Origin of the sequence: Nocardia sp. CA-151230 (genome assembly GCF_050942175.1) — a bacterium.
In the GTDB taxonomy this organism is placed as follows: Bacteria; Actinomycetota; Actinomycetes; order Mycobacteriales; family Mycobacteriaceae; genus Nocardia.
Genome location: NZ_CP192061.1, coordinates 52331 through 77784, shown reverse-complemented (window position 1 = coordinate 77784; position 25454 = coordinate 52331). Strand labels below are relative to the sequence as shown.

The window sequence follows — 25454 nt, the reverse complement described above, 5'->3', positions numbered from 1 at the left end:
TGGGTAACGGCCATTTGCCCGCGCCCGGTTTGCCGGAGTAGCATTGCGGCCGAGCGAAGGGGAGTAGCCCCCAATCACGCCGTCGACATACTGATCCTCCCGGATCCGGCGCGTGAACCGGATTTTCTCCGGTGGGCGAGACCTTCGGCCGACGAGAACCAAACCGATTGACCGGTGCGGTGTCGGCTGAAGCGCCCCGCATTTCAGCCGACAGGCCGGAGACCTGGGAGCTGACCTTCATGATCGCCACGATATTGCTGAGTTTCGGCGTGTTGTTCCTCGCCGAACTGGGCGATAAATCGCAACTCATGGCTCTGACCTTCGCGCTGCGCTACCACTGGTGGGTGGTGCTGTCGGGCATCACCGTCGCGAGCGTGCTGGTGAATCTGATCGCCGTCGGTGTCGGCCACTTCCTGGGCGCGGCGCTGCCGACCGGAGTCATTTCCCTGTGTGCCGCAGCCACTCTCATCGCGGTCGGCCTGTGGACCCTGCGCGAGACGCTGCCGTCGAACTCCGGCGAGGACGAGGCGGAGATCGCGCCGCAGCCGAAGTCGCGCTCGGCGTTCCTGGTGGTGCTGTCGGCCTTCCTGCTGGCCGAGCTCGGTGACCGCACCATGTTCGCCACCATGGCCCTGGCCACCAAGAACGGCTGGGTCGCGGTCTGGATCGGGTCGGTCGCGGGCATGGTCGCCGCGGGCGCGCTCGCCATCCTGATCGGCGTGACCGTCGGCAAGCACATTCCGGAGCGGTTCATCGCCGGCTGCTCGGGCCTGCTGTTCCTCTACTTCGGTGCGCTGACCCTGCTGGAGGCCTTCGCCCACGGCCTGGGCACCCCGGCCGGCGCGGTGCTGTCGCTGGCCCTGCCGGCGCTCGCCGGCGGCGCGCTGTGGCTGCTGCACCGCCGTGCCGAGACCGTCGTCCCGGCGAGCTCAGTCACCGAGCACGGTATTGCCGAACAGGTCCCCGCTGCGCCGCACGAGGTCCAGTAGCGGCTCCCGCAACTCTCGCAGCCCGTCCAGGTCACCCACCGCGATGCGGGCGGTGACCATGGCGCTCAGGGCCGCGACCAGGGTCTGGCAGGCGAAGCGCTGCTCCTCGGTGTCCGCGTCGAGCACATCGGCGACCATGGCGACGAAGGTCTCCTGCAGCTGGCTGCGGCGCGCGATGGCCTCGGGGCCGACGGCGTAGACCTCGACGAGAAACAAACGGGCATAAGCTGGTTGGCCCGCGAGCGCGTCCAGGTACGCACCCAGCAAGCGTTCGATGCGCTCGGTGCGGGTCTCGCCGTCGAATTCCGTGCCGGTGGCGGCCAGCATTCCGGTCAGCATGAGTTCCGCGGCGCGCTCGTAGGCGGCCTCGAAACAGTCCTCCTTGGAACGGAATTGCTCGTAGAAGGTCTCGCGGGAGACGCCCGCCCGCTTGATCACCGCGGCCACCGGCGTTCCGACATAACCGTTCTCGGCCATCGCCTCGGCCAGGGCGAGCAGGATGCGGTCGCGCTGGGCGGCCACCACGGTTTCGCGGGGCAGGCCGTGCCGGCCGCGGGGCAGTTGGCGGGTTGCCGATTCGGGCATGTGCAGAACTCCGTTGGCCTCGAGCGATTCAGGCGAGCTTTCTCATTCTGCGGGGGCGGGCCGGTTGATCGGTGGTGAAATCCGCCGGTTCGGTGCGGGCGATCTCGAGTCCGCCGGCCACGCCCCCGCGTAGTGAATAGTCCACCAGGCGCTGGGTGAGTGGACGACACCACAGCACCATGCTCACCCAGTAGGGCGAGACGATGCGACGGGAGCGGCGGGCCAGGGCGCGTTCACAGGCGTCGATGGCCGGGCCCAGGGGGGCGATGCCGGAGACGGTGGAGCGGCCCAGAATGCTGCGCGCGGCCTCGGTGCCGAAACCGCGGCTGGTCATCTCGGTGTCGAGTTCGGCGAAGTAGGCCATGCCGACCCGGGCGCCGGTGTGGCGCAATTCGATCCGCAGGGTGTCGCCGAGCGCCTCGACCGCGGCCTTGGAGGCGCTGTAGGCGCCGGCCAGGGGTAGGTGGATGGCCGCGGCGAGCGAGGAGATGAGCAGGACGTAGCCGTCGGGGTGCGCGAGGTGGGGTCCGGCGGCGCGCAGCGTGTAGTAGGAGCCGAGCACATTGACCGTGAGGGTCTCCTCGAGCACGCTGGGGTCGCCGTCGAGCAGGGACAGTTGCCGGGCGATCCCGGCATTGCACACCACCGCGTCCAGGCCGCCCAGTTCGGCGGTGAGGGAGTTGACGACCCGCTCCACCTGCGCGGGGTCACCGACGTCGCAGTAGCGCCAGGGCGCGTCCCCGCATTCGGCCGCGACCTGGGCCAGCAGTGACTCCTCGATGCCGAGCAGGGCCACGTGCGCCCCGTGCACGTGCAGCTGGCGGGCCAGGGCGGCCCCGATGCCACGGGCCGCGCCGGTGATCAGAATGCGTTTGCCGGCCACTCGCCGGGCCGGACGGCGGAATCCACGGCGAGGACGGGCCGTGCTGACGTTCATATCTGCGAAACTACCACTTATACGAACACCCGTGTTCGCAAATCTTGCGAGCCTCTTGCGTAAGCGTGCGCACAGCCGGGCTATGGTGCCTATTGACGGAGGGCCAGTGAGAGGGCCGTCCACAGTCGAGAGGACCAATCACCGTGGAGATTTCGGGCTCCGCCGCCATTGTCACCGGAGGTGCGTCCGGGCTGGGCGCCGCCACCGCCAAGCGCTTCGCCGACGCGGGCGCGACCGTGTTCGGCCTGGATCTGGCTCAGTCCATCGAGCGGGCGGGCGACAACGTCCCCGCCGGTGTCACCCTCATCCCGACCGACGTCACCAGCGGTGACGAGGTGGCCGCCGCGGTCGCCACGGTCGTGGAATCCGGTGTGCCGCTGCGTATTGTCGTCAACTGCGCCGGTGTCGGCTGGGCGGGACGCATCCTGTCCAAGAACGGCCCGCACGACCTGGAGCTGTTCCGCACGGTGATCACCGTGAACCTGCTCGGCTCCTTCAACGTGATGCGCCTGGCCGCCGACGCCATCGCCAAGACCGACCCGGTCGACGAGTACGGCTCGCGCGGCGTGATCATCAACACCGCCTCGGTCGCGGCCTTCGAGGGCCAGATCGGGCAGATCGCCTACTCCGCCTCCAAGGGCGGCGTCGCCGGCATGACCGTTCCGGCCGCGCGTGACCTGGCGCAGTTCGGCATCCGCGTCAACACCATCGCCCCCGGCATCATCGACACCCCGATGCTGGCCGGTGTCACCGAGGAGTACCGCAAGGGCCTCGAGTCGGGCGTGCCGTTCCCGTCCCGCCTGGGCCGCCCGGACGAGTACGCGCAGCTCGCGCAGTACATCACCGAGCACGACTACCTGAACGGCGAGACCATCCGCATGGATGGCGCGCTGCGCATGGCGCCGCGCTGACGCTGGGTCTCGGGGGCTTCGCCCCCGAACCCCCCATCAGGGAATTTCGGGGCCCTGTCCCCGGACAGCAACAAGGCCCGCACCGGATTCCGGTGCGGGCCTTGCCAATTCACGACTCAGTGAGTTGCGGGGTCAGCCCGCAGCCCCCTTAGTGCGGGCGGACGGCCGCGGCCTGGGGGCCCTTCTTGCCCTCGGTGATCTCGAAGGAGACCGCCTGGCCCTCCTCGAGCTGACGGTAGCCGTTGCCCTCGATCTCCGAGTAGTGGACGAAAACGTCGGGGCCGTCTTCGCGGGCGATGAAGCCGTAGCCCTTCTCCGCGTTGAACCACTTGACGGTGCCCTGAACCATTACCTTCTCCTGACGAGGTGTTTCTTTTATTGCGTGGGTACCGCGGCCGCGGTACCCGGGGTCGATCAGAAGGCGGCTTGCAACTTGCCTGGCAAGGTGAAGCGACGCCCGCACACTGTTCCGCGCGAGCATGTTGAACACGAACACGAAAAACTTACGACCAAGACGTACAACGTACGCGTCCGCGGCTAGTTCCCGAAATCACCGGGAGATGTGGATCGTCACACCAGCGATAAACAGGGCATGACCAATTCCCGCTTGCTATAGGTCGGGCTCCTGCGGAACACCGCAGGAGCCCGATTCTCGAGCGACCCTCAGAGCGTGCGGGTGAGGCGATCGGCGAGGATGCGGGCGAAGTGCGCGGGATCCTTCAGCTCGCCGCCCTCGGCGAGAACCGCGGTGCCGTACAGCAATTCGGCGGTCTCGGTGAGCTCCACCGGCTTCTCGTCCGCACCGGACGCCGCCGCGTACGCCTCCCGCAGACCCGTGACCAGCGGATGCGCCGGATTCAGCTCGAGGATGCGCTTGCTGTGCGGCAGCTCCTGTCCGGAGGCGCGGTACATGCGCTCCAGCATCGGGGTGAAATCGAACACATCACCCACGATGCAGGCCGGGGAGGTGGTGAGCCGGCTGGTCAGGCGCACCTCCTTCACGTCCGCCTCCAGCGTCTGCTGCAGCCAGCCGAGAATGTCGGCGAAGTCCTTCTCCTGCTGCTCGCGCAGCTGCTCGGAGGCCTTCTTCTCGTCCTCGGTCTCCAGATCGACCTCGCCCTTGGCGATGGAGACGATGGGCTTGCCCTCGAACTCGGTGACCGAGCCGACCCACATCTCGTCGACCGGATCGGTCAGCACCAGCACCTCGAGGCCCTTGGCCTGGAAGGCCTCCATGTGCGGGGAGTTCTCGATCTGCTGGCGGGTCTCGCCGGTCATGTAGTAGATGGCCGACTGGGTCTCCGGCATGCGCTCGACGTACTGCGCCAGCGACGTCAGCTCGCTGTCCGAATGCGTGGACGCGAAAGACGAGACGCCCAGGATGGTTTCGCGGTTGTCATGGTCGGAGAGCAGGCCCTCCTTGAGCACCCGGCCGAACTCACGCCAGAAGTCCTGGTATTTGGCCTGGTCCTCGGCGTTCTTCAGGTCCTTGACCGTGGACAGCACCTTCTTCACCAGGCGCTTGCGGATCATCTGGATCTGCCGGTCCTGCTGCAGAATCTCGCGGGACACATTGAGCGACAGGTCCTGCGCGTCCACCACGCCCTTGACGAAGCGCAGATACTCCGGCATCAGCTCTTCGCAGTTGTCCATGATGAACACCCGGCGCACATAGAGCTGCACGCCGCGTTTGTGCTCGCGGGTGAACAGATCGAACGGCGCGTGCGAGGGAATGAACAGCAGCGCTTGGTATTCGAAGGTGCCCTCGGCCCGCATCGGGATGATCTCGAGCGGATCGTCCCAGGCGTGCGCGACGTGCTTGTAGAACTCCGTGTACTCCTCGTCGGAGACCTCGCTGCGCGGGCGGGTCCACAACGCTTTCTGGGAGTTCAGGGTCTGGGTCTCGACCAGGGTCTTCTCGGTCTTGTCCTCGCCCTCGCCGTCGAGCACGGTGCGCTCGACATCCATCCGGATGGGCCAGGCGATGAAATCCGAGTACTTCTTGACGATCTCGCGGAGCTTCCACTCCTGCGTGTAGTCGAAGAGGTGATCGTCCTCGTCGGCCGGCTTCAGATGCAGCGACACCGTGGTGCCCTGCGGGGCGTCGTCCAGTTCCTCGATCGAGTAGGTGGAGCTGCCCGCCGCGGATTCCCAACGGGTGCCGGTGTTCTCGCCCGCCTTGCGGGTGGTCAGGGTGACCTTGTCGGCCACCATGAAGGTCGAGTAGAAGCCGATGCCGAACTGGCCGATCAGCTCCTCGGCCTGCTGGTCACCGGCCTTGGCCTCCAGCAGCTGCTTGCGCAGCTGCGCGGTGCCGGACTTGGCGAGGGTGCCGATCAGGTCCACGACCTCGGCGCGGGACATGCCGATGCCATTGTCGCGGACGGTCAGTACGCGGTTGTCGCGATCGACCTCGAGCTCGATGTGCAGGTCGGAGGTGTCGGCGTGCAGGTCCTTGTCGCGGAAGGTCTCCAGGCGCAGCTTGTCCAGCGCGTCGGAGGCATTGGAGACCAGCTCCCGCAGAAAGGTGTCCTTGTTCGAATACACCGAGTGGATCATCAGCTCCAGCAGCTGATGGGTCTCGGCCTGAAACTCCAGGTGTTCGACGTGTTCGGTCACGACGCGATACTACGTCGGCTGAAGTCGGCGATGGCCGGAACCTCGGCGTCGGCCCGGTCGGTCATCCAGTCCCGCAGCACCTTGGTGGCCTGCACGTCGTCCTCGTTGTATTCCAGGATGCGGGTGCGCTGGGACAGGTCCGGCTCGCCGCCCTCGTACGCGACGGCCAGGCGATACCAGGCCATCGACGCCTCTCCCCCGGCCTCGGCGTCGCGCCAGTGGAAGCCCGCGACCGGCGCGATCTTCTTGAGCCCCTTGCCGTTCGGGCAGATGAACTGCTCGGACACGGCCTGGAACATGTCCACCCACTGCGGGCCGTCCACGAACCGCTGCACCTCCCGCTCGGTGGGGATGCCCGGACGGCCGGCGAAGCGGCGGGCCGACTCGTAGAGCCACTTGTCCTCGGCGGTGCGCGAATAGCAGTAGGCGGCAAAGGATTTGCCGTCGGCGGCGGCCTGGGCGCGCACCTCCATGAGCCAGGTCCAGAACTCGGCGAAGGAGCGGCCCTCGTCCTCGGTGGGCAGCGGGTCCCAGGTGACGAACGGCCGGTACACGCCGTCCAGCAGGGTGCCCCACAGGTAGGCGCCGTGCTCCTGGAAGCTCTCCAGGTCCACATCCACCTCGACGTCGGCGCGGGTGACCCGCACCCGGTCGACCCGGCGGACCAGGGGCGCGCCGGTGGCCCAGGCGCGGGCGGTGACCACGGCCTCGGTGAACGGCTCGTACTGCCAGTCGTCGGGATCGTCGCCGCTCCAGGACGCCAGATCGTCGATGGTCTCGACGCCGTGGCGGCGCAGCAGCTCCGCGCGCGAGCCCGGCGCCACCAGGCTCACATCGCGGTGCTCGGACAGCCACTGCTCACAGCTGCGCCCGCCCTCCTCGGGCGACCGGCTCCACCAGGGGCACTGGCGGCACTCGGGGACTTTCGAAGGGACGGTGGGGAGTTCGCCGCGCACCACCGCGATGCGGTCCGCGTAGCGGATGTCGTAATCGGCCAGGACGGGGCCCAGGTCGTGGACCAGGACGCGGTCGAAGTGATAGCCGATCGCGCCGCCGACCAGGGCGGGACTGGCCAGCCCGTGCCGCTGCAACATGCGGTAGAGGTGGGCGAGGCGCTGCAGGTCCCGCGGTTGCGGCCGGGTGCGGACGTGCCGGTCCGGCTGCGGATTCCACTGGTACAGATCGCTGGTCGTCGGGTGGTGGTCGGCCGGGTCCGGCTGCCGCGGATCGGTCACCTTGTGGTTCACCACGATGACCGGGATGTATCCGCCGCGATCGCTGTCGCGCCACAGGATTTCGCAGCCGCCGCGGCGGCCGGTGTCGGGCTCCTGCGGCAGCAGCCCGCCCCAGATCCGGTCCGCCCCCGCCGCCATGGCGGCCATGGTGGCCGCGGCCCGCTGCGGCGCGGGCTGCTTCGGATCGATGACCGTCCAGCTGCCGGGCGCCGCGGCGACCAGCGTGTCCCGCACATGAGATCGGTGCGCCGCAGCGGCTTCTCGTCGCTGCTGCACGCCCGCGTCCTCGGCGACCCCGGTCAACATGCCCGGATAACTCGCATCCAGATGCAGCCGGTGCCGACAGCCGATCAGCGCACGCGCATCCAGGAATGCCGCACGCTCACCATGGTCACCGATGCCCGAATACACGTCAGTCAGTATGGCCTCAACCCCTGACATTCCTACGAACCGGCACTGAAACCCCAAGGCGCTCGCTGCGCGGCGAACCCACCCGTTAGGGTGATTCGCAAACTGTGTTTCATGGGCGGACAGGCATTTCCCCCGGCCCTGTGCTGCCATGGCGAACCAGCATGACGGAGGCCATCAATGGGGTTGTTCGGCAAGCGCAAGAAGCGGGTCAGCCGTCGGGCCGAGGCGAAGGCCCTCAAACACAAGGCCGGTCTGGAGGCCAGGCTCGGCGCGCGCAACGAGCGCAAGAAGAACCGAGCGGAAGCGCGCACGCAGAAGCAGGTCGCCAAGGCGGAGATCGCCAAGCTGCAGGCCGAGGAGAAGGCCGCGCAGAAGGTCGCCGCCCGGGCCGAACGGGATCCGTTCAGCGCGGCCTCGATCCGCAAGTACCTGGGCGTGGCCCGGGTGCTGGTGCCGGTGCTGGCGCCGCTCGCCTACCGCGGCGCGACCTTCGTGCGCGGGCAGCTCGACACCCGCCGCGCCCAGCAGCTGGGCATCGGGCTCGATCAGCTGAGCGAGTTCTCCGGCCCGGGCGCGAAGCTGCAGGCGCGCATCGCGGGCGCGGAGTCCACGCTGTCGGAGATCGAGACCAAGAGCTCCGACACCGAGACCAAGAAGTTCGTGACCGCCAGCCGCGATCGGCTCGACAGCCTGTCCGCGGCCGTGCGCACCGCCGCCCAGATGCCGGTGCCGCGCCGCCGCGCCGTGCACGCGTCCATCTCCAACGAGCTCTCCGGCATCGAGGCCGACGTGCTCGCCCGCCTCGGCGTGAGCTGAGACACCCATGAGCCCGATGCGCGGTGGACTGGCAGGCGTCGCCATGGCGGCCCTGGCGGTCGGCGCGCACGGGTTCGCGGGCGGCGGCTACCCCGGCTCCTCCGGGCTCATGCTGCTGATGCTGGCGGCGGCCGTCATCGGCGCGCTCGCGGCAGCGCTGCGGCCCCCCGCCGCGCTGCCGATCCTCATGGTGGCCGGCCAGCCCGTCTGCCACCTCGCCCTCAGCGGCCTCGTGCAGCACGGGCATGCCGCCGGGGCAATGGAATTCACCGCGCACGGGCCGATGCTGCTGGCACACGCGGTGGCGGCGGTCGGCTGCGCGATCCTGATCCTGGTCGCCGAGCGGCTCTACGGGGTGATCTCGCGCGCCGTCCGGGTGATCCTCACCCGGCCCGGCGGACTTCCGGCCCAGGTTGCGCATTCGCGCCGCCCCGGATCGATTCCGGCCCCGAAAACCCTTCTCGCACTGGGCGCCAGCGGTCCACGCGCGCCACCGGTTACGGCGTAACCCCGGTTCCTACCTACCCGTAACCATTGTCAGAGAAGGCAATACATTCATGAACACCTCCGTTTCGCGCACCCTCTTCACGTCGGTGGCCGCCGCCGGCCTGCTGCTGTCCGGCGCGGGCATCGCCGCCGCGCACGTGGTCGTGGACGCCCCCGGCGCCAGCCAGGGCGGTTACACCGTTGCCACCTTCCGGGTTCCGGACGAGTCCGACACCGCTTCCACCACCAAGGTTTCCGTGGCGCTGCCGAACCTGAAGAGCGCGCGCACCGAGCCGATCGCGGGCTGGACCTCGAGCGTCGAAAAGAACGCCCAGGGCGACATCGTTTCGGTCACCTGGACCGCTAACCCGGGCAACCCAGGCGTGGCCCCCGGCCAGTTCCAGCGCTTCCCCCTCTCAGTGGGCCCGCTGCCCAAGCAGGAGAAGGTGAGCTTCAACGCCACCCAGACCTACAGCGACGGCAAGGTCGTCGAGTGGAACCAGCCGATGAACGCCGACGGCAGCGAGCCCGACCACCCCGCGCCCAGCCTCACCCTGGCCAAGAGCAATGGCGGAGATGATGATGCTCCCGCCGCGGCCGACTCCGACAAGAGCGACAAGGGCACCGACAACACCGCTCGCTGGCTCGGCGGCGCGGGCCTGGCTCTGGGCGCGCTGGGTGCGGCCCTCGGCCTCGGCAGCGTCCTGCGGGGACGCCGGTCATGAGCCGCAAGCTGCTGGCCGGTCTGATCACCGGGCTGCTGGTCACCGGATTCGCGCTGCTGGGCGGCGGTGTCGCCAGCGCGCACTCGTCGCCGGTCTCGTCGAGCCCGGAGAACGGGTCGTCGATCGACACCTCCCCGGCGACGGTGAGCATCACCTTCAACGAGAACCTGCAGCCCGCCTACCCGTCCATGACGGTCACCGGGCCGGACCACAACCTGTGGTCCAAGGGGCAGCCGAAGGTGGACGGGCCGACAATCAGCATCGAGGTCGGTGAACTGGGACCGGTCGGCGAATACACCATCGCCTACCGGGTCACGTCCGCGGACGGGCACCCCGTCAGCGGCAAGCGGACGTTCACCTTGACCAAGGCGGGCAATGGAACTCCCGGACCCAGGTCCGACGCCAATGCCAAGTCCGGCGGTTCCGACGGCGGCGGTGTGCCGCTGTGGATCTTCATCGTGGGCGCGGTGGTGCTGTTCGGCGGCGGCCTGGCCTTCGCCCTGTTCGGCGGACGGGGCAAGCAGCGCAGGTGAATCGGCCCGACCGCACCGATCGTCGCCGGGAGCGCGGGACGAACGGCGGTAGCAGCTCACCGAGATGGCTGCTGGCGCTGGTCATCCCGATCGCCCTGGCCGGCGCGGCCCTGGCCTGGGCGTTGGCCGCCACCGACCCCGTGCAGGCCGAGGCCCCGGTCCGGGTCCTCGCCGACTGCGCGGGGGCGACGGTGCTGGGCCTGGCCGCGCTGCCGCGGCTCTCGGACCGGCTGACACCGCAGTGGCGGCCGCTCGCCGTGCTCGCCGCGCTCTGGGCGGCAATGGAATTCGCCATGCTCGCGCTGGAAGCCGCGGAGGTGCAGGGCATTACGGCGCGGCAGCTGAGCGCCGCCCAGTTCGGCGACTACCTCGCGCACGTGAGCGGCGGGCAGATCGGGATCGCGCTGCTCATCGGCAGCGGCACGGTGGCGATCTACAGCGCCTTCGGATTCCGGCGGCCCGACCGGGCCACCGGCGATCTGGTGCTGGTGTTCACCGCCGTCACGCTGGCATTGCGGCCGATCACCGGGCACATGTCGCAGCAGCCGCTCGGTTCCGTGCTGGCGGCGCTGCACGCGCTGGCGGCCGGCGCCTGGTTCGGCCTGCTGCTGGCGCTGGCGCTGACCGTGCGCACCCGGGGCGAGTGGGCGGTGCTGCTGCCGCGGTACTCGACGTGGGCGCTGCCGCTGGTGGTGACGGTGACGGTGACCGGGGTGATCAACGGGCTGGTGCGGATCGGCGGGGTGAGCCCGCTGGTCACCAGCGGGTACGGGCGGATCCTGCTGGCGAAGACGGTGCTGCTGGCGGTGCTGCTCGCACTGGGCTGGTGGTGGCGGCGCGGCTGGGTGCCGAAGGTCGCCGATCACCGCATGACCGCGGACGGCTCGCTGCGGCGCGCGATTGCCGAAGTGCTGGTGATGGCGCTAGTGTTCGGGCTGGCCGGTACGCTGGCCGTCACCGCGTGAGGTGGTCCGCGGTTCTCGAATTCGGGTGGGCCGGTTCATAGATGGCATGCATCACAAGACCTGCAGGGAAAACTAGAACACGTTACAGTTGCGCCCATGACCGAAGTCAAGATCGTCGCGGACTGCGCCGCCTCGGCCGAATCGGCCTTCGCCTACGTCAACGATTACCGGCACCTGCCGAAGTTCATCAATGAGATCAGCGCCTTCACCCCGCTGACCGACCAGGTCGAAGGCGTGGACGCCACCTTCGACGGCACCATCCAGCTGGGCCCGATCACCCTGCACTCCACCATCAAGATCGTCCGGCACGAGCCCGGCTACGCCATCGCGGTGAAGTCCATCAAGGGCTTCGAGATCGAATCCACCTTCCTCTTCCACGACAAGGGCGAGGAATCCTGCACCATCGACGCCATCGTCGACTACCGGGTCCCCGGCGGCTTCGCGGGCAAGATCCTCGGCAAGACCATCGAGCCGTTCGTGAAGCTCGCCGTGAAGAGCTCCACCCACAATCTGGTCACCCAGGTCGCCGCGTTCCACACCGCCCGCACGTCCGCCTAGTCACCCGGGGTCGCCAGAGCCGCCGACCCCCGCGAAGGCCCGCAGATCGGCCTCGGTCCGGCGGAACAGCCAGTAGTCGCCGAGGAACCCGAGGACACCCACCGCGCACAGCGCGTAGATGGAGATCAGCTCCAGCGAAACCTCTTCGGCGGTCAGGAACGTCAGACTCGCGATCACTCCGATCAACGGAATCGCCACCGCCACCGCGAGATACCGGGTGCAGCGACGGCTCAGGGCGCGCAGGGCATCGTGATCCCGCGCCGTCTCACCGTGGGTGAGCAGCCGCGGATAGAAGCAGCGCACCACGAAGAACGTCACCACGAAGAATGGGTACGCGACCGCGATCGCACCCGAAACCAGCATCGTCGCAACCAGATTCACAATCCGCCCCGGCGGCAGGCCGGTGTACAGGACCAGCGCGATGGCCGTCAGCGCGGCCGACAGCACCCACCAGCCGAAGGACAGCAGCGCCACCCGGTCGCCGTCGATCAGGGTGTCGCGCCGCGCCCGGGCCAGGGTCTCCGGATCGTAGGTCCGGCCCCGCCGCAGTCCGCGCCACACGATGAACGCCCGGCGGCACAGATAATTGGTGAGCACGATGGCGGACGGCGTGGTGAGCAGGAACAGCAGATTGCCGACCAACCGCAGCCGTGCCTGCTCCCCCGGCGAGAACCAGAGCTGGAACAGCGGATGATTGTGCAGGTTCGCGTAGGCGATGCCGAGCCCGTCACCGAACATGCTCGCCGCCGTGATCAGCGCGACCAGCGACCACGGGCCGACCCGGGACCGCCAGCTGCTCGCCGGCGGATCCACCAGATCCCGGGCCCGCTGATCCAGGCACAGGTCCAGCTGCTGGGCCAGTGCCGCACCCGTGGCCCAGCGATCCTCGCGATCGGGGGCCAGGCATTTCAGCAGCACCCGCCGCAGCGTGGCCGGGCAGTCCGGCGGCAGGTCGTCGAGGCGGCCGGGCTCGATCTCGTGGCGGCGCAGCCTGAGCATGCGCTCGAGCGAGGATTCCGAATCGCCCGCGCGGGTTTCGTCGTCGAAGGGGCGGCGGCCGGTGAGCAGCTCCCACAGCACCACCCCCAGCGCGTAGATGTCGCTGCGGCCGTCCAGATCCGCGGCGGTCTCGGGCAGCTGCGGGTGGCAGGCCGCCAGCTGCTCGGGCGACATGTACGCCAGCGAACCGCCGAAGTAGGCCAGCGGGCTGGTCCCCGCCACATGCAGGCTGAAACTGATATTGAAATCCGCCAGTTTCGGGCTGCCATCGGCGGTGAGCAGCACATTGGCGGGCTTGATATCGCGGTGCAGCACCCCGTTCCGGGCCGCGTGGTCGAGTGCGCGCGCCAATCGGCTGCCCAGCCAGGCAACGGTTTCCGGCCAGCTGCGCTCCGGCATCGCTGCGCGCGTGGATGATTCGCCGGGCACCAGGCCGCCCCGATCCCGCATGGCCGCGTCGACCGCCTCCAGCAGCAGCCTGCCGTCCCGATCCGCCGGCTCGCGAGAGCGTACCAGTGCCAGCACCTTCGATAGCGTGCCGCCCGGAAGATACTGCATGTACAGCAGTTTCAGCTCCCGGTCGCCGAGCAGCCGCTGGTCGAAGACCCGCACGATGTGCTCGTGATCCAGCCGCGCCAGGGTCTCGGATTCGGTGCCGTGGTTCTGCGAGACCTTGACCGCCACCAGCCGCTGCATGGACCGCTGCCGGGCCAGGAAGACCCGGGCGAAGGCGCCGCTGCCCAGTTCCACCAGCAGATCGAAATCGTCCAGCCGATCGCCGACCTCGATGCCCTCCAGGGCGTGCTGGGCCTGGGGCCGGGCGATCAGGGTGCTGCGGTAGTCGTGCTCGGCCCATTCGGCGGCGGCGGCCTCGGTCGGATGGCAGCCGCCATCCACCGCCGGACCGTGACCATTCCCGTGGAGCTCGGAGCGACCGTTCCCGTGGAACTCGGAGCGCCGCAGCGCGTGGAACTCCTCGTAGGCCAGATCGGGCGGCAGTGGACCGGAACGCAATTCGTCGAACTCGGCCCGGTAGTCGGCCAGGCGCTTGGGGAAGTCGTAGCGGATCCAGCGGTATTCCAGATCAACCTTGATCAGTTCGATCAGCACCAGGCGGCGCAGTCGCGGCGTGCGCGGCAGGAATTCGGCCAGGCGGGGCGGCGCCGCGGCCGCCTCCCAGGCGGCCTGGAATCCGGAGAGCACGGACGCAAGCAAGGAGCGGGTCTCGTCGACGGCACCCGAGTCGATCGCCTGTTCTACGTTCATGCCTCTCCCGACCTGGACTCATCGGGTGTCGCCAGTATGCGCCCGAGAATTCGACTGCACGGTTGATTAACTCTTGTGGATAGATCGTTCAGCAGCCGCGGAGCGCATCGCGAGAGCACAACACCGCCGGTCACGGGCCACTAGAGTCGCGGTATGAGTGAGCAGTTTCCCGAGCGGATCTGGGGTTCCCGCACCAATCTGCTGTCCCGCCTGGCCAGTCCGTTCGCCGCCACCAAGGTCGGCTCGCTGGTCATCCGCAAACTGACGCCGCTGGATCGCAAGGTGCTCGAACGCACCGGCGGCAAGTACACCGTCCTCGGCCCGATCGGCGCGCCCGTCATCCTGCTCACCACCGTCGGTCGCAAATCCGGGCAGCCGCGCACAACTCCCCTGCTCTACGTGCACGAGGGCGACACGCTCTACGTGATCGGATCCAACTTCGGCCAGGCCCACCACCCGGCATGGACGGCCAACCTGCTCGCCAGTCCGGCCGCCGAGGTCGCCATCGCCGGGCAGCACATTCCGGTCGATGCCGCCCTGGTCACCGACGAGGACCGCAAGCAGGCGATCTTCGAGCGCTTCGAGGAGACCACGCAGGCGTACACCGCCTACCGCAATCGCACCGCTCGTGACTTGCGCATTTTCGCCCTGACAAGATAGTTCCCGTGACCGAATCAGCGAACGCCACTGCCACCGCCGACCTAGCCGACGAGATCGGCCCCGAGATCCGCAGCTGCGACACCCAGTTCATCCAGTTCGGTGGCCACGAGGTCTTCGCCGGCCGCATCGTGACCATCCGGACCTTCCAGGACAACCTGCTCGTCAAGCAGACCCTCGGCGAACCCGGCGAGGGCCGCGTGCTCGTCGTGGACGGCGGCGCGAGCGTGCACACCGCGCTGGTCGGCGACATCATCGCGGGCCGCGGCGTCGACAACGGCTGGGCCGGGGTCGTCGTCAACGGCGCGGTCCGGGACTCGGCGATCCTGCGCACCCTGCCCATCGGCATCAAGGCGCTGGGCACCAACCCGCGCAAGAGCACCCAGACCGGCGCGAACGCCGAGAAGGATGTCACCGTCGAATTCGGCGGCGTCACCTTCGTTCCCGGCGACATGCTCTACAGCGACCACGACGGCGTCGTCGTTCGCAGCGAGGATTGACCCAACTCTCGGGAAGCTCTCAGGGGTAACAGCCCTCGTACCCCCGAGAATGGGGAGCCGGGGGCCCAGCCCCCGAGCCCCCGCGGGAGTCACGCCGCCGGCAACCCGCAGGGAAGGCGGTGAGCCCGGCCGCGCGGGGCGCAGACCGAACCCCTACAAATCCGGGAGTACCTTGCCCGCGAAGCGCGCTCAGCCGCTGGTGACCCGGGCTTTGTGCCCGGCCAGTGCGACCACATCGCCCGCATGTAGCTGGCGACCCCGTCGCAGCTCCACCTCGTCGTTGACACGAACCAGGCCCTGGGCGATAACCGTCTTGGCTTCCGAACCGGAATCGATGAGGTTCGCCAGCTTCAGGAACTGGCCGAGTCGAATGACATCGTCCTCGATCGGGACATCGACTGGATCCGACATGTGGTACATCCTCACCCGCGGCCGCCTCCACACCAAATGCCGCCCCCACCACCAGCCGCCACGCGGCGGCCACGAGACACGAACCGGGTTCTGAGTGCACATGGGCATGGGCAACATTCACACTGGTGCTGTGACTTCGACGCAGGACCGGCTGCCCCACGACTCCGACCAGAGACCGGAGCCGCGGTCGCCGGAGGTGCCACACCGCGGGCACGGCCGACTGCGCGAGGTGCCGCACATCGCGGGCACCGCGCTCGGCGTCTTCTCGGTTCTCTGCTTCGCCTGGAGCATCTCGCCCGGGCTGCGGTTCCTGACCTCGCACCTACGCCACTTCGTCGACACCTACTACTTCGACGCCCCCGACACCTCGCTGGTGTGGGCGCTGGTGGTGGGCCTGCTGGCGGGCGCCACCGCCAGCCGCAAACGGATCGCCTGGTGGCTGCTGGTCGGGTACATGGCGGCCTTCGCGCTCGCCAACGCCCTCGACTTCGCCGCCGAGGGCGACATCAATGCCCTGGTGGCGTTGATCATTCACGTCGTGGTCATCGGCGTGCTCATCGCCGCGTGGTCCGAGTTCTACACGCACGTGCAGCGCGGCGCGGTCTGGCGCGCGCTCGGCGTGCTGGCCGGCGGGCTCGCGCTGGGCTGCCTGGTCGGCTGGGGATTGGTCGAACTGTTCCCCGGCAGCCTGCCCGACCACACCGAACGCGCGCTGTGGGCGGTGTCCCGGGTCACCGGCGCGATCCTGGTCTCCAACGAGGACTTCGACGGGCACCCTCCGCACCTGGTCAACCTGCTGCTCGGCCTGTTCGGCGCGATCGCGCTGCTGGCCGCCGTCATCACGCTGTTCCGGTCGCAGCGCTCCTCCAATGCGCTCACCGGGCTGGACGAATCCGCCATCCGCGGGCTCATCGAACGCTCCGACGTCGAGGACTCGCTCGGCTACTTCGCCACCCGCCGCGACAAGGCCGTCGTCTTCGCGCCCAGCGGCAAGGCCGCCGTCACCTACCGCGTCGAACTCGGCGTGTGCCTGGCCTCGGGCGACCCCATCGGGCAGAAGGAGTCCTGGGGTCACGCCATCGACGCCTGGCTGCGGCTGGCCGACCAGTACGGGTGGGCCCCGGCGGTCATGGGCGCCAGCGAGATCGGCGCGACCGCCTACCGGCGGGCAGGACTGTCCGCGCTGCGGCTGGGCGACGAGGCCATCCTCGAGACCCGCGGTTTCTCCCTCGCCGGACCCGATATGAAGCCGGTTCGCCAGGCCGCCAATCGCCTTGCCAAGCAGGGCATCACGGTGCGGGTGCGGCGGCACCGGGAGGTCCCGCCCGAGGAGATGGCCGACGTCATGCGGCGCGCCGACGCCTGGCGCGACACCGAGACCGAACGCGGCTTCTCGATGGCCCTCGACCGGCTCGGGGATCCGCTGGACGGCGACTGCCTGCTGGTCGAGTCCGTCGCCCCCAACGGCCAGGTGCTCGGCATGCTGTCGTTCGTGCCGTGGGGCCGCACCGGCGTCTCCCTCGACCTCATGCGCCGCGACCGCACCGGGCCCAACGGGCTGATGGAACTCATGATCTCGCGGCTCGCCCTCACCTCCGAGCAGTACGGCATCACCCGAATCTCGTTGAACTTCGCGGTCTTCCGCGCGGTCTTCGAGGAGGGCGGCCGCATCGGCGCCGGGCCCGTGCTGCGCCTGTGGCGCGGCGTGCTCATGTTCTTCTCCCGCTGGTACCAGCTGGAGGCGCTCTACCGCTCCAATGTGAAGTACCAGCCGGAATGGGTGCCCCGGTTCTCGCTGTTCGAGGAACGCCGTCACCTGCTGCGCGTCGCCACGGCCAGCGCCCTCGCCGAAGGCTTCCTGCCCCGCTTCGGCCGCGAACACGACGCCTCGGCGCACACCGGCCTGCGGCCCTCGGTGCCGCCCAGCATGACCGGCCTGCACGCCGACGGCAGCCCGCCCGACCTGCCGCCGGAGGAGCTCGAGGAGCAGGGCCCGCGCCGCCCCGAACAGGTGCGGGTGCGCATGGACAAGCTGGAGAAGCTCCAGGAATCGGGCGTCGAGGCCTACCCGGTCGCCTACCCGCCCACCCACACCGTGTCCGCCGCCCGCGGCTGCCCGCAGGGCACCACGGTGCGAGTCTGCGGGCGGCTGTTGCGGATTCGCGACTACGGCGGCGTCATCTTCGCCGTACTGCGCGACTGGTCCGGCGACATCCAGCTGCTCATCGACCGCAGCCGGGTGGGCGCCGACCGCAGCGAGTCGTTCACCGAATTCTTCGATCTGGGCGACCTGGTCGAGGTGAGCGGGCAGATCGGCCGCAGCCGCCGCGGCGAACTCTCATTGCTCGCCCAGGACTGGCGGATGATCGGCAAATGCCTGCACCCGCTGCCGGACAAGTGGAAGGGCCTGGCCGACCCGGAAGCCCGAGTGCGGCAACGCTTTGTCGACATGGCCATCAACACCGATATCCGCGAGGTGATGGCCAAGCGCAGCGCGGTGGTGCGATCCCTGCGAGACACCTTGCACGGCTGGGGATTCCTCGAAGTCGAGACCCCCGTCCTGCAGCAGGTGCACGGCGGCGCCAACGCCACCCCGTTCACCACCCACATCAACGCCTACGACCTCGACCTGTACCTGCGCATCGCCCCCGAGCTCTACCTCAAGCGACTGTGTGTGGGCGGCATGGAGAAGGTGTTCGAACTCGGCCGCGTCTTCCGCAACGAGGGCGTGGACTACAGCCACAATCCCGAGTTCACCATCCTGGAAGCCTATGAGGCGCACAGCGATTACGAACGCATGATGCACGCCTGCCGCCAGCTCATCCAGGAGGCCGCGGTGGCCGCCAACGGCAAGATGGTGGCGCTGCGCCCCGGACCCGACGGCGCCGTCACCGAGGTGGACATCTCCGGCGACTGGCCGGTCAAGACCGTGCACGGGGCCGTCTCCGAGGCGATCGGCGAGACCATCACCCCCGACACCGACGAAGAGCGGCTGCGGCTGCTCTGCGAGAAGGCGGGCGTGCCCTTCCAATTGGGCTGGGACGCTGGGCAACTCGTGCTCGAGATGTACGAGCACCTGGTGGAATCGGCCACCGAGGAACCCACCTTCTACATCGACTTCCCCACCTCCGTCTCCCCGCTCACCCGCGCGCACCGGCACATTCCGGGCGTCACCGAGCGCTGGGACCTGGTGGCCTGGGGTGTCGAACTGGGCACCGCCTACAGCGAATTGACCGATCCGGTGGAACAGCGCCGCCGCCTCACCGAACAGTCCATGCTGGCCGCCGGCGGCGACCCGGAGGCCATGGAACTCGACGAGGACTTCCTGCAGGCCCTCGAACACGCCATGCCGCCCACCGGCGGTCTCGGCGTCGGCGTGGACCGGGTGGTCATGCTGCTGATCGGCCGCAGCATCCGCGAAACGCTGCCGTTCCCGCTCGTGAAACCCCGTACCGCGCAGAGCGAATCCCGATAGGCGTACCTCCGCATTCGCTCCGGCCATGCGCGAGGCTGAGGACGGCTACGCCGACAGCGCCCATTGGGACCAGGGAAAACCCTGATTCCCCGGGCCGGATCGCCGGTTAATCTGGGATTCGGCCCGGGGCGGGCCCACCGGCCACACGAATTGGGGAACCCATGCACTACCTAGATCTCATGACCCAGGCGACCCTGCTGGACCACCACGTGTGGACCCATCCGGACACCTGGAACGCCGCCCTCGAGAACACCGCCGCCCGCCGAACCAGCAGCCGGCGCGGCACCAGCTTCTGGGGCTTCCTCGCGGTCTGCTGCATCGGCATCGTGGTGCTGGTGCTCGGCATCGTCTACCTGATGAGCCGCCGCAAGAACCGCTAGCCCCTGCTGCGAACCGCGGCCGGGGTGCGGCAGAGTAGTGGGCGTGCAGTTGATCCTCGTCCGCCACGCCCAGCCGCAACGAGTCCTGGCCGAATCCGGCCACGCCGACCCGGATCTCACCGCGATCGGCCTCGAACAGGCGGGCCGGGTCCCGGAAGCACTCGCCCACCACCGCATCGCGCGGGTGGTCAGCAGCCCGCAACTGCGGGCCCGCGAAACCGCCAGGCCCACCGCGGAGAAGCTGGGGCTCGACATCGATGTCCTCGACGGGCTCGCCGAGTACGACCGCGACCTGCCGATCTACGTCCCGATCGAGGACGCCCAGCAGGAATTCCGGGAAACCTACGCGCGCATCAAGGCCGGGCACCTGCCCGAGCAGATCGACGGCGACGCCTTCGTCGGCCGCGTGCGCGACAGCATCGCGAGCATCGTGGCGGCCACCGAACACACCGACACCGTGGTCGTCTTCGCGCACGGCGGCGTGATCAACGTGCTGCTGCAGGAGGTGCTGGGCCTGGCCCGCCCGCTCACCTTCCCCATCGACTACTGCTCGATCACCCGGATCCTGTACTCGCGCACCGGCGGCCGCACCGTGGCCACCGTCAACGAGAACGGCCACGTCTGGGACCTGTTGCCGCGCATGCAGCGTCCGCGCCCCTAGACGCTCAGCGGACTCCCAGCCCGATCCCACACCGTTCCAAGGGCCGACGCCTTCGATGGGAACTCGTGAGCCGCTCCCCTCGCGGCACACGATCCCGACAGAAAGGCACCCGATGTCCACCATCAAGCCCCGCCGCCGTCTCGCCCTGCGCCTCGCCGCGGCCGGTGCCCTGGCCGCCATCCCGCTCGCCGTCATCGCCCTCCCCGCGAATGCCGCGACCCCCGACGACGCCGCCACCCCGGTCGTCGCCCAGCATATCGACGACCACGGACCCTGGGATCACGACCGTGACCACCACCGCCACGACCACGACAACGACGGCTGGAACAACGGCGACAACGGCTGGAACAACAACGGCTGGAACAACGGCGACAACGGTTGGAACAACAACGGCGACAACGGCTGGAACAACAACCCCGCTCCGGCCCCCTGGCTGCCGCCCACCGGCTCCTTCGGCATGTAGCCCGGCCGGCGACGACCTCATCGGCTCGGACACCGAAAAGGCCGCTCCCAGTGTGGGAGCGGCCTTTTCAGGTTTCGCGGGCCCGGCTACCCGCCGCCGGGCCGTCCACTAGGCGTTGGTCGCGATCCAGTTGTGCATCCAGGTCACCGCGGTCTGGCCGCCGCCGACGCCGTAGCTGCCGTAGCTGGTGTGCTTGCCGCTGCGGTAGAACTGCTCGAGCTGGTGGGCGTACTCGCTGTCCGGACCATCGGCCAGCTGGGCCTGCAGCGTCGGCAGACCGCCCTGCGCCATCAGGTCGTTGAGGATGGACCCGAGTTCGAGCTGGGTCTGCCACAGGTTGAAGTTGTTCGGGTTGGACGACTGCGCCAGGAAACCCGCGAAGCGGGTGAGGAAGTCGGTCTCCTCGGTGGAGCAGTACAGGTCGCCGATGGCGCACACGGTGCGCACCTTGTCGCTGATCCAGCCGAAGCCGCCGACGCGCACCCCGCCCGCACCCGCACCCGGGGCGATCGGGCCGATCTGGGCGTCGGTGGGCGAGCGGCGCGGATCGGAGATCAGCGCGACGGCCGCGATGCGATCCGGCGGCACCACGCCGTGGCCGCTGCCGATCTCGGCGGCGAGATCGCCGGCTGCGTCCGCGCCCTGGCTGTAGCCGGTGATGGCGATCCTGGTGCCCGGGCAGCGCGCGCCCATGTCCTGCACCAGACCGCGGGCATTGTCGACGGCCTCCTTCTTGGAGGCGGCGTAGACGTCGCCCTCCCAGGGGAAGGCGGTGGCCGCGTAGGTCACATAGTCGACCTCACCGGGCAATCCGTTGGTCACCCCGGCCAGCATGCCGGGCTTGGGGTCCTTGTCGTGGCCGGTCTCCCAGGTGCCGGGCACGGCGACCGTGTAGAGACTCGGGCAGCCCGCACCGGGGGCGGCCGTAGCGGGACCACTGCCCAGGACGATTCCCGACATGAGCACGCTCGCCGCTGCCCCCGCAGCCGCGACAACATTCTTCAACCGCATACCGCTCCAGTTCCCGCTTGTGCCGGGACAGGTTGCGCGTCCCGATTCCGGATCATGGTGCGGTCGCCGGATGACAGTCCGGTGCACTGAGGGTTAACCCAAGTAACCGCCCCGTATGAGCGCGCTGGAACAGACCGAATGACGAGATCGGCGACACACCGCCGCCAAGCATAAAGGGGGCTATTCGGCCATGCCAGGCGAGACGCCGAAGACGTCCGATTTCCGGCCGAAAGTTGTGCCGGAAGCCACATTTCGGACCTCAGTCCTGCAATGCGGCCTCGAGCATCGGCCACGATCGATGCAGGGCGTCCTGCCAGTACCGCCAGGAATGCGTTCCGGCAGGACTGAATTCGACCTGCGCGGGGATCCCCAACTGGCCGAGGCGATCTGCGAGCTGGTGCGTGCACCCGTTGGTCGCGGCCTCGATCACGCCGCCCAGGATGATCTGGTTGGCCAGCGTCGCCGGACGCCCGCCGATCGAGGGTGAATCGAGGGTGTCCATCGGCCCGGGCAGACCGGTCGAACTCGAGATGAACAGCGCCTTCCCGCGCAGGGCGGCGGCATTGAGCACGGCATCGTGCCGCTGCCAGTCCGGGTCGCCGGGCTCGCCCCACATATTGCGGGAATCGGCGTCACCGCGGTCGAGGACCAGCTGGATGTACCGGCGGCTGTTCTCGTCGGCGGTCGAGGCGCAGCCACTGTAGGAGGCGACCGCGCGGTACCGATCGGGGGCCGCGATGGCCAGATTCAGCGCGGAGGTCGCCGACATCGACACGCCCGCTATCGCGTTCGCGCCCGACGTGTGCAGCACCGAATCCAGGATCGGCGGCAGTTCCGCGGTCAGGAAGGTCTCCCATTTCTGCCGGCCCAGACTCGGGTCGTCTTTCTGCCAGTCGGTGTAATAGGAGAATTTGCCACCGACCGGGGAAACAACATTCACGTTCTTGTCCGCGAAGAATTGCACGATATCGGTTTGGCGATACCAGGTCGCGGCATCCTCACCACCGCCCGCGCCATTCAGCAGATACAGCGTGGGCCGCGGCACACTGTTGTCGAACGGGGTAATGACCTGAAGCGTGATCACCCTGTCCATCGCGGCCGAATAGACCGCGATCTCCTGTTGCCGCTGGCCGGGCCGATCGATCGAAACCAGATGGGATCCGGTGGAATCATCCGCCGTGGCCGTACCGATGCACCCGGGTGCGGACGACAATGCCAGGGAGAGTGCGATTGCCGAGATCGCGGCGAGCGCCGAGAGCTTACCGGTGGGCATCGGTACGGTTTTCCTATCGATCGAATCGGCCCGGAACGGAAATCAGCTACCGATGTACTTGCGGATCGCGTCCGACAGGATCGTGCTGAGCGAACCGGTCGAGCTGAGCTGACCGTCGGCCGAGCCGAGGCCGTTGTTGTTGAGGCTGCCCAGCGCGCTCTCGCCGACGGTGTTGGCCCGGGCGGTGAAGCACGCGGTCAGGTTGGGGAGCTCGTTGCTGACACCGACGGTGCCCGCGACGCCGACGCCACCGCTGGTGACCTGCTGACCGGTCGAGAGGTTGGTCGGAACCGGGTAGGTGATGTTGAGGGTCACCGGGTTACCGGAGTTCACGAACCAGCCCGTGCTGGTCACCTTCCAGCCGCCGGCGTTCGGCTCCGGGGTGACGTCCTCGGTGCGCTGACCGCCCGCCAGGTGATAGGCGGTGATGCTGGCCTTGACCGGCGCGCCGAAGCCCGACGGCGGGAAGTCGGTGATGGTGTTGACGTACGGGTTACCGATACCCGTGGTGCCGACGACGACCTTGTAGGTCACCGTGGTGCCGACGCCGATCGAGTCCAGGTTGGCGCTCTTGTCGTACGTCATGGTGATACCGAGCGTGCTGATGTCATTCTTGGTGGCATGCGAGCTCAGGGCACAGGTCGTATCCGCTGACGCGGCGCCCGTCTCCAGCGTGGTCATGCTCAGGCCCGCGAAAACCATTGCGGCAGAGGTCGCGATCGCGGCCGCACGGCGATTACGGAACATATTTTCCTCCAAGTGTCCCGAGATCCTCCGGGACCGATCCATACTTACCGAGCGCTGCGGACGACTCGGAGGGTGGACTCCACACGGGGAGTAAGTAAACAGGTGTAACTGGTCCCCTGTCCAGGGTTTGACAAAACTGCTCACAGTTACTGACTAGTACACATTTCAGATCGTTTCCCTGCATAACAAAAAGCGCTCCCGGACCGAAGTCCGGGAGCGCTCTTCAGGGTTTCGGCTCAGCGCTGGATCATCGCTGGGCGACCATGGTCGGGGTGATCGGGGACGGCAGCGCCGTCTCACCCTCCAGGTACTTGTCCACGGCGGACGCGCACGCGCGGCCCTCGGCGATGGCCCACACGATCAGCGACTGACCGCGGCCCATGTCACCGGCGACGAAGACGCCGGGCACGGTGGTGGCCCACTCCTTGTCGCGCATGACATTTCCGCGCTGGTCGTAGCCCACGCCCAGGCCCTCGAGCAGACCGTTCTTCTGCGGTCCGACGAAGCCCATGGCCAGCAGCACCAGGTCCGCCTCGAGGGTGAAGTCGGTGCCCTCGACCTTCTCGAAGCGACCGTTGACCATCGACACCTCGTGCGCCTGCAGCCCGGTGACCTTGCCGTCGGCGCCGACGAAACGCTCGGTGTTGACGGAGAACACGCGCTCGCCGCCCTCCTCGTGAGCCGAGGAGACGCGGTACATCAGCGGGTAGGTCGGCCACGGGGTCGAGGTGGCCCGCTGCTCCGGCGGACGCGGCATGATCTCGAACTGGTGGATCGTCTCCGCACCCTGCCGGTGCGAGGTGCCCAGGCAGTCGGCGCCGGTGTCACCGCCACCGATGATGACGACCTTCTTGCCACGCGCGTGGATGCGCGGCAGGCCGTCCTCGTCGGTGATCGGGTCGCCCAGCTGCACCCGGTTGGCCAGTGGCAGGAACTCCATGGCCTGGTGGATGCCGTCCAGATCGCGGCCCGGGATCGGCAGGTCACGCGCGATGGTGGCGCCACCCGCGAGCACGGCCGCGTCGAACTGCTCACGCAGCTGCTGGGCCGTGATGTCCACGCCCACGTTCACGCCGGTCTTGAAGATGGTGCCCTCGGCCTCCATCTGCGCGATGCGGCGGTCGATGAAGCGCTTCTCCATCTTGAATTCCGGGATGCCGTAGCGCAGCAGGCCGCCGATGCGGTCGTCGCGCTCGAACACGGTCACGGTGTGGCCGGCCCGGGTCAGCTGCTGGGCGGCGGCCAGGCCCGCGGGGCCGGAACCGACGACCGCGATGCGCTTGCCGGTCAGGCGGGTCGGGTAGACCGGGGTCACCCAGCCCTCGTCGAAACCGTTCTCGATGATCTCGACCTCGACCTGCTTGATGGTCACCGGATCCTGGTTGATGCCCAGGACGCAGGACGCCTCGCACGGAGCCGGGCACAGGCGGCCGGTGAACTCCGGGAAGTTGTTGGTCGCGTGCAGCCGATCGAACGACTCCTTCCACGCGCCCTTGTACACCAGGTCGTTCCACTCGGGAATCAGGTTCCCGAGCGGACAGCCGTTGTGGCAGAACGGGATACCGCAGTCCATGCAGCGGCTGGCCTGCTTCTGCAGGGTCTCGTGGGAGAACTTCTCCTCGTAGACCTCTTTCCAGTCCAGCAGTCGCAGCGGAACCGGACGGCGCTTGGGCAGTTCCCGGGAAGTGTGCTTCAGGAAGCCTTGTGCGTCACCCATTTACGAACTCCTGACTAATGCGCAGCGCGCACGGAACAACGACAGTGGTGCTGCGTTGCACCGCCAGAGTGAGGTCAGCCACGAGCTGCCTCGAATGGTCACAGCGCCTCGTCGACATAAGGGC

25 protein-coding genes are annotated in these 25454 nt (G+C 68.5%); 14 read left to right on the top strand and 11 right to left on the bottom strand.

Annotated features, from left to right (window positions below; all coding sequences use genetic code 11):
• Positions 1–239 precede the first annotated feature (239 nt).
• The gene (locus ACQP1O_RS00345; RefSeq protein ID WP_433563955.1) at positions 240–989 is read left to right on the top strand and encodes a TMEM165/GDT1 family protein; all 750 of its coding nucleotides are present in this window, start codon (positions 240–242) and stop codon (positions 987–989) included.
• On the opposite strand, the gene ACQP1O_RS00340 is transcribed toward ACQP1O_RS00345, so the two are convergent.
• Positions 930–1574, bottom strand: coding sequence for a TetR/AcrR family transcriptional regulator (locus ACQP1O_RS00340; RefSeq protein ID WP_433563954.1), 645 nt, complete (start codon positions 1572–1574; stop codon positions 930–932). The two genes, ACQP1O_RS00345 and ACQP1O_RS00340, sit on opposite strands and share 60 nt — an antisense overlap.
• Positions 1575–1602: 28 nt before the next feature.
• Positions 1603–2511: an SDR family NAD(P)-dependent oxidoreductase gene (locus ACQP1O_RS00335; RefSeq protein ID WP_433563953.1), complete on the bottom strand. Its 909-nt coding sequence runs from the start codon at positions 2509–2511 to the stop codon at positions 1603–1605.
• A gap of 143 nt (positions 2512–2654) precedes the next feature.
• On the opposite strand from ACQP1O_RS00335, the gene ACQP1O_RS00330 reads away from it, so the two are divergent.
• The gene (locus tag ACQP1O_RS00330; protein ID WP_433563952.1) at positions 2655–3422 is read left to right on the top strand and encodes an SDR family NAD(P)-dependent oxidoreductase; all 768 of its coding nucleotides are present in this window, start codon (positions 2655–2657) and stop codon (positions 3420–3422) included.
• 148 nt (positions 3423–3570) lie between these two features.
• On the opposite strand, the gene ACQP1O_RS00325 is transcribed toward ACQP1O_RS00330, so the two are convergent.
• The 3 genes from ACQP1O_RS00325 to ACQP1O_RS00315 form a co-directional block, all read right to left on the bottom strand.
• Complete coding sequence (locus tag ACQP1O_RS00325) at positions 3571–3771, bottom strand: cold-shock protein (protein WP_033085228.1); 201 nt, start codon at positions 3769–3771, stop codon at positions 3571–3573.
• Positions 3772–4085: 314 nt separating this feature from the next.
• A complete protein-coding gene (htpG, locus tag ACQP1O_RS00320) occupies positions 4086–6041 on the bottom strand; it encodes a molecular chaperone HtpG (RefSeq protein ID WP_433563951.1) in 1956 nt (651 codons plus the stop codon).
• The gene (locus ACQP1O_RS00315) at positions 6038–7687 is read right to left on the bottom strand and encodes a TM0106 family RecB-like putative nuclease (RefSeq protein WP_433563950.1); all 1650 of its coding nucleotides are present in this window, start codon (positions 7685–7687) and stop codon (positions 6038–6040) included. Before ACQP1O_RS00315 ends, htpG begins: the two co-directional genes overlap by 4 nt.
• Before the next feature lie 177 nt (positions 7688–7864).
• Between ACQP1O_RS00315 and ACQP1O_RS00310 the strand changes: the two genes are divergently transcribed.
• The 6 genes from ACQP1O_RS00310 to ACQP1O_RS00285 all read left to right on the top strand — a co-directional run bounded on the left by ACQP1O_RS00310 (position 7865) and on the right by ACQP1O_RS00285 (position 11770).
• Positions 7865–8503, top strand: a complete 639-nt coding sequence (locus ACQP1O_RS00310) for a DUF6474 family protein (RefSeq protein ID WP_433563949.1) — start codon at positions 7865–7867, stop codon at positions 8501–8503.
• A gap of 7 nt (positions 8504–8510) precedes the next feature.
• Positions 8511–9011, top strand: a complete 501-nt coding sequence (locus ACQP1O_RS00305) for a hypothetical protein (RefSeq protein WP_433563948.1) — start codon at positions 8511–8513, stop codon at positions 9009–9011.
• 49 nt (positions 9012–9060) lie between these two features.
• Positions 9061–9714 (top strand): YcnI family copper-binding membrane protein, encoded by a 654-nt coding sequence (locus ACQP1O_RS00300; RefSeq protein ID WP_433563947.1) that lies wholly within the window; start codon positions 9061–9063, stop codon positions 9712–9714.
• Positions 9711–10247, top strand: a complete 537-nt coding sequence (locus ACQP1O_RS00295; RefSeq protein ID WP_433563946.1) for a copper resistance CopC family protein — start codon at positions 9711–9713, stop codon at positions 10245–10247. The genes ACQP1O_RS00300 and ACQP1O_RS00295 overlap by 4 nt, the downstream gene beginning before the upstream one ends.
• The gene (locus ACQP1O_RS00290) at positions 10244–11212 is read left to right on the top strand and encodes a copper resistance D family protein (RefSeq protein ID WP_433563945.1); all 969 of its coding nucleotides are present in this window, start codon (positions 10244–10246) and stop codon (positions 11210–11212) included. Before ACQP1O_RS00295 ends, ACQP1O_RS00290 begins: the two co-directional genes overlap by 4 nt.
• Positions 11213–11308: 96 nt before the next feature.
• Positions 11309–11770, top strand: coding sequence for an SRPBCC family protein (locus ACQP1O_RS00285; protein ID WP_433563944.1), 462 nt, complete (start codon positions 11309–11311; stop codon positions 11768–11770).
• On the opposite strand, the gene ACQP1O_RS00280 is transcribed toward ACQP1O_RS00285, so the two are convergent.
• Complete coding sequence (locus ACQP1O_RS00280; protein ID WP_433563943.1) at positions 11771–14035, bottom strand: serine/threonine-protein kinase; 2265 nt, start codon at positions 14033–14035, stop codon at positions 11771–11773. It abuts the gene before it with no gap.
• Between the two features lie 153 nt (positions 14036–14188).
• On the opposite strand from ACQP1O_RS00280, the gene ACQP1O_RS00275 reads away from it, so the two are divergent.
• Together ACQP1O_RS00275 and rraA are read left to right on the top strand one after the other, a co-directional pair.
• Positions 14189–14695, top strand: a complete 507-nt coding sequence (locus ACQP1O_RS00275) for a nitroreductase/quinone reductase family protein (RefSeq protein ID WP_433563942.1) — start codon at positions 14189–14191, stop codon at positions 14693–14695.
• Positions 14696–14700: 5 nt separating this feature from the next.
• Complete coding sequence (gene rraA / locus ACQP1O_RS00270; RefSeq protein ID WP_364608888.1) at positions 14701–15192, top strand: ribonuclease E activity regulator RraA; 492 nt, start codon at positions 14701–14703, stop codon at positions 15190–15192.
• A 189-nt stretch (positions 15193–15381) separates the two neighbouring features.
• Here rraA and ACQP1O_RS00265 read toward each other — a convergent pair whose 3' ends face one another.
• On the bottom strand, positions 15382–15603 hold the full coding sequence (locus ACQP1O_RS00265) for an RNA-binding S4 domain-containing protein (RefSeq protein ID WP_040802261.1): 222 nt from the start codon (positions 15601–15603) through the stop codon (positions 15382–15384).
• A 106-nt stretch (positions 15604–15709) separates the two neighbouring features.
• Between ACQP1O_RS00265 and lysX the strand changes: the two genes are divergently transcribed.
• The 4 genes from lysX (at position 15710) to ACQP1O_RS00245 (ending at position 20582) form a co-directional block, all read left to right on the top strand.
• Positions 15710–19078: a bifunctional lysylphosphatidylglycerol synthetase/lysine--tRNA ligase LysX gene (lysX, locus tag ACQP1O_RS00260; protein ID WP_433563941.1), complete on the top strand. Its 3369-nt coding sequence runs from the start codon at positions 15710–15712 to the stop codon at positions 19076–19078.
• A gap of 179 nt (positions 19079–19257) precedes the next feature.
• Positions 19258–19458, top strand: coding sequence for a hypothetical protein (locus tag ACQP1O_RS00255; RefSeq protein ID WP_379384644.1), 201 nt, complete (start codon positions 19258–19260; stop codon positions 19456–19458).
• A gap of 43 nt (positions 19459–19501) precedes the next feature.
• On the top strand, positions 19502–20119 hold the full coding sequence (locus ACQP1O_RS00250) for a histidine phosphatase family protein (protein ID WP_433563940.1): 618 nt from the start codon (positions 19502–19504) through the stop codon (positions 20117–20119).
• 112 nt (positions 20120–20231) lie between these two features.
• Entirely contained in the window at positions 20232–20582 is a 351-nt protein-coding gene (locus ACQP1O_RS00245) for a hypothetical protein (RefSeq protein ID WP_433563939.1), read from the top strand.
• A gap of 108 nt (positions 20583–20690) precedes the next feature.
• On the opposite strand, the gene ACQP1O_RS00240 is transcribed toward ACQP1O_RS00245, so the two are convergent.
• The 4 genes from ACQP1O_RS00240 to ACQP1O_RS00225 all read right to left on the bottom strand — a co-directional run bounded on the left by ACQP1O_RS00240 (position 20691) and on the right by ACQP1O_RS00225 (position 25330).
• Positions 20691–21593: a cutinase family protein gene (locus tag ACQP1O_RS00240; RefSeq protein WP_433563938.1), complete on the bottom strand. Its 903-nt coding sequence runs from the start codon at positions 21591–21593 to the stop codon at positions 20691–20693.
• A 259-nt stretch (positions 21594–21852) separates the two neighbouring features.
• On the bottom strand, positions 21853–22866 hold the full coding sequence (locus ACQP1O_RS00235) for an alpha/beta hydrolase (protein WP_433563937.1): 1014 nt from the start codon (positions 22864–22866) through the stop codon (positions 21853–21855).
• Positions 22867–22908: 42 nt separating this feature from the next.
• Positions 22909–23613 (bottom strand): hypothetical protein, encoded by a 705-nt coding sequence (locus ACQP1O_RS00230; protein ID WP_433563936.1) that lies wholly within the window; start codon positions 23611–23613, stop codon positions 22909–22911.
• A gap of 247 nt (positions 23614–23860) precedes the next feature.
• Complete coding sequence (locus ACQP1O_RS00225; RefSeq protein WP_433563935.1) at positions 23861–25330, bottom strand: glutamate synthase subunit beta; 1470 nt, start codon at positions 25328–25330, stop codon at positions 23861–23863.
• Between the last annotated feature and the right edge of the window lie 124 nt (positions 25331–25454).